Origin of the sequence: Candidatus Thiosymbion oneisti (assembly GCF_900092655.1) — a bacterium.
In the GTDB taxonomy this organism is placed as follows: domain Bacteria; phylum Pseudomonadota; class Gammaproteobacteria; order Chromatiales; family Chromatiaceae; genus Thiosymbion; species Thiosymbion oneisti.
In genome coordinates, this window is the sequence record NZ_FLUY01000360.1 from 1 (window position 1) to 3356 (window position 3356).

4 protein-coding genes are annotated in these 3356 nt (G+C 54.8%); all 4 read right to left on the reverse strand.

What is annotated here, in order from left to right; genetic code table 11:
• Positions 1-508: 508 nt before the first annotated feature.
• The 4 genes from BQ17_RS03530 to tnpA all read right to left on the reverse strand — a co-directional run bounded on the left by BQ17_RS03530 (position 509) and on the right by tnpA (position 2967).
• Positions 509-970 (reverse strand): amidohydrolase family protein, encoded by a 462-nt coding sequence (locus BQ17_RS03530; protein WP_089724360.1) that lies wholly within the window; start codon positions 968-970, stop codon positions 509-511.
• A 125-nt stretch (positions 971-1095) separates the two neighbouring features.
• Complete coding sequence (locus tag BQ17_RS03535) at positions 1096-1671, reverse strand: helix-turn-helix transcriptional regulator (protein WP_243448451.1); 576 nt, start codon at positions 1669-1671, stop codon at positions 1096-1098.
• A 225-nt stretch (positions 1672-1896) separates the two neighbouring features.
• Complete coding sequence (locus BQ17_RS23910; protein ID WP_089724364.1) at positions 1897-2544, reverse strand: exo-alpha-sialidase; 648 nt, start codon at positions 2542-2544, stop codon at positions 1897-1899.
• A gap of 42 nt (positions 2545-2586) precedes the next feature.
• Positions 2587-2967: an IS200/IS605 family transposase gene (gene tnpA / locus BQ17_RS03550; RefSeq protein ID WP_256091462.1), complete on the reverse strand. Its 381-nt coding sequence runs from the start codon at positions 2965-2967 to the stop codon at positions 2587-2589.
• Between the last annotated feature and the right edge of the window lie 389 nt (positions 2968-3356).

A 3356-nucleotide genomic window follows, 5' to 3' on the forward strand; every position in this document is an offset into this window, starting at 1 on the left:
CAGATACTCAAACAATGGCACGCACAGCAACCCCAACTGTTTAAAAAAATTCCACGTAATCATCCGGGACCTGACACCTACGGGCAAGCCGGGTAAACAGGGCAACCGAATCCCAGCGATACGACCAGCCATTTTTTCCCATACTCAATCCGATCCCTTGTCGGCTGGCGCCGGGGCGCCGGAATTTGCTCCCATTCCGCAAACCCCATGGGCGACGGGTATAGAATGGACAACAACTGGCCGGCGGGGTCATCGCGACCGGGACCGGGAATGGGGTCGGAATCGAGCATGAACACCGTGGGCAAGCCGGATCGGTTCGGTGACTCCACCCGCTGCGTGGTGTCGGTCTCCATGCTCACCGAACTTGCCCTGTAACCACGATGGACATCGGGAATGCGGGTTGATCCATCAGGAATTTTTGCCATGCGCAAACTTACTTCCAGCCGTGGTACGATTGGATTTCCTACCCTTATCAATAGGTTAGGCAAATGCATGATTCTGCCCTCGGTTATCCGGCCGGACGGATCATTTCGCAAGGCGCCCAACAGGTGCGCCCAGCCGCAATCTTGTTCTTCAGTACCTTGCCCGCACGTGCCCCGGTGCCAGCACCATCCCGCCAGGTTATCTCGCCGTTGACCAGCACCTGGTCGATGCCGGTGGCCGGGGTGGTGGGTTCCTGGAAGGTGGCGCGGTCACGCACGCCCACCGGGTCGAACAGCACGATATCGGCAAAGGCGCCCACCCGCAGTACCCCGTGGTCTTCCAGGGCGAAGGTCTGCGCCGACAGCCCGGTCATCTTACGCACCGCCTGCTCCAGCGGGAACAACCCCAGCTCACGGCAATAGTGGCTCAGCACGCGCGGAAAGGTGCCCCACAGCCGCGGATGGGGGTGCTCGTCATGGGGTAGGCCATCGGAGCCGATCATGCTCTCGGAATGGGCCAGAATCCGGCGGACATCGGTCTCTTTCATTTAACCCCTCTTTTTTGCCTTCATGATCAGATAAATGTCCTCCGAACCCTTTACGGTGACTTTTTGTTGCTTGCTTAATTTGACTTCCATTGCGTGGCCTTTTATAGAGGGGCTAACGCCAGCATTCAGGGACGCACAGCAAAGCTGAGCGTCCCCTGCAACGCATTGTTGGGCGCATTCGCTACGAATTGGAATCCCCCTTGCAATACCGCAGTAGCCCGAACGCAGGATTTAAAAACATTAACCTGCATGTTGACCTGAGATACCTCGTAAACCTCTGGCTCAACAGCTTTCGCTTGGTTTTCTTGGAACCAAGCAAGCACATCCGTGAGATGCCACAACGATGGCTTTCCTTCGTGAATAGGTTCCGGGAACGAAGCCCCCTTGCCTTGAATGAGCTGCCGAATATATTGCCGTGACACACCGAAAAGATCGGCAATATCAGTGACACCTACGAAATCTGGCGTTGCCTCGACCAGCTTAGCATCAGGAATAGCCCGCTGCACATCCTCAAGAGCACTGGAAATAGCTGCTAGTGCTGACTCTGATTCACGGGTAAAGCTCAATGAGATACGGCCATTTTGACCAATACCAACAACAGCGTCTTCACACCCCGCCTCTGCAAGAGCCCCTAGATACTGCTCAGGATCTTCGCACGCCTCTCCAAGGCGATACTTCAGTGTGAACTCATAGTCTTTCATGAGTCTTGCTCCTGATCGGACAAGGGCATTACACAGTTATCCGCAACCCGCCGAAGCTGTTTCGCATGATTTGCAGGGCTTTTCGGCGTGCTCCAGATGCTGGTAATGCAAAACTCACCACAACGACAATCTCTGCTGTGGTAAGGGCAAAACGTCTTGCCCCAAGCGTGACCACCACCGACATCAACTCGCCAACCCCTTGACTCTGCGTATTGCAACGCTGCTTCAACATCCTTCTTGGGGTGTGCCTTTCTGGGCATAAGCCCTCCTGAATATGACTCTCACATTCTGGAGTTTGCACACAAAGTTGTCAACTGACAATAGATGCCTAAACGATGCCACGGCTACCCCACCGACCCAAGCAGCGTCAAACAAAATGGATGTCCTTTTGTTACTTTTGTTACAGAAGACGATTGAGTCTCGTTTCCACGTATACGTTCCCGCGAATCCTTCAGGTGTGGTTACGACTGAAGGATAGGAGTACTCACCAGGCCCTGTCTCTAGTTCGTGGACATCTTGCCACGTTTCCCCATTATCGAGGGAGGTGACAAGGTTGAGCGGAGTCCTCGGGCCCCAGTTCTTCGAGACCTTGTTGCAGGCTAAAAGCAGGGCACCATTGGGCGCCCTGTCGAGATCGATCCCACTGTTGTTGTTTGGGAGCGACGTTGGCTTCAGCTTGCTCCACGTGCTTCCATAGTTGGTGGAGTCACTGCGGCAGATGCATCCACATGAGCTTCGGGTAAGCATGTGGACGTTGCCCGGTGATGATTCCCAAAGGGTCAGCTGGATGGCCCCCTCATCCGTAAGTAACCATCCCCCGGCAAAGCCGGGGGCTTTCGATTGTGAGCCGCTCAAAGCGGCATTCGGGGGCACTAACGCGACCTCGACAAGTGACTACCGCCTAAAGGCGGTCAATCAGCTCCACAGATTCAGTTGCTCAAGTCGCCGATCCTCCGCTTCCTGATGCCGGATGTACGCTCGGATTACACCCTCATCACGACCTACCGTCGAGACAAAATATCCCCTCGCCCAAAAGTGTTGGCCAACAAAATTGCGCTTGCGCTCGCCATACACACGCGCCACGTGGATCGCACTTTTCCCCTTGATGTACCCAACCACTTGCGACACCGCATACTTCGGCGGGATTGAAATCAGCATATGAACATGGTCAGGCATCAGGTGCCCCGCTTCGATCTGGCTCTCTCGCTGTCGAGCTAACTCATGGAAAACCTCTCCGAGATGCCGTCGCAATTGCCCGTACAAAGTCCGGCGTCGACATTTCGGGATGAAAACCACATGATATTTACACGCCTACCTGGAGTGGCTTAAGCTTTTGGCTTCGTCCATCGGGACCTCCTCTCAGTCGTGTGCTTGGCGGCTCACGATTGGAGTGTCCCAGATGGACTCCCGGAAATGTCAAACTTTTACTGTCTCCCCGGCAAAGCCGGGGGATTTCCCGTTTCTGGTTAACGCTCTGTCCATGGCCACTTCTGGACTGGCAGTCCAGGTGAGACCGCCGTCTCTGCTGCGGTCCGTCAGAACACGCCATCGATTACCGTCTTCAAGGGAGTTTGGAGCGAGCCAAGAGCCATCAGACAGGATGATGGGTTTATTGTCCCAGCCCGCTAGTCCAAAACTATGCACTTTAGTGCAAGGCTTTAGCTGCTACACAGGTATGCTACAAT

Coding starts and splice junctions, on each gene's coding strand:
- BQ17_RS03535 (WP_243448451.1), bottom strand. CDS start 1,671: ATGAAAGACTATGAGTTCACACTGAAGTATCGCCTTGGAGAGGCGTGC.
- BQ17_RS03530 (WP_089724360.1), bottom strand. CDS start 970: ATGAAAGAGACCGATGTCCGCCGGATTCTGGCCCATTCCGAGAGCATG.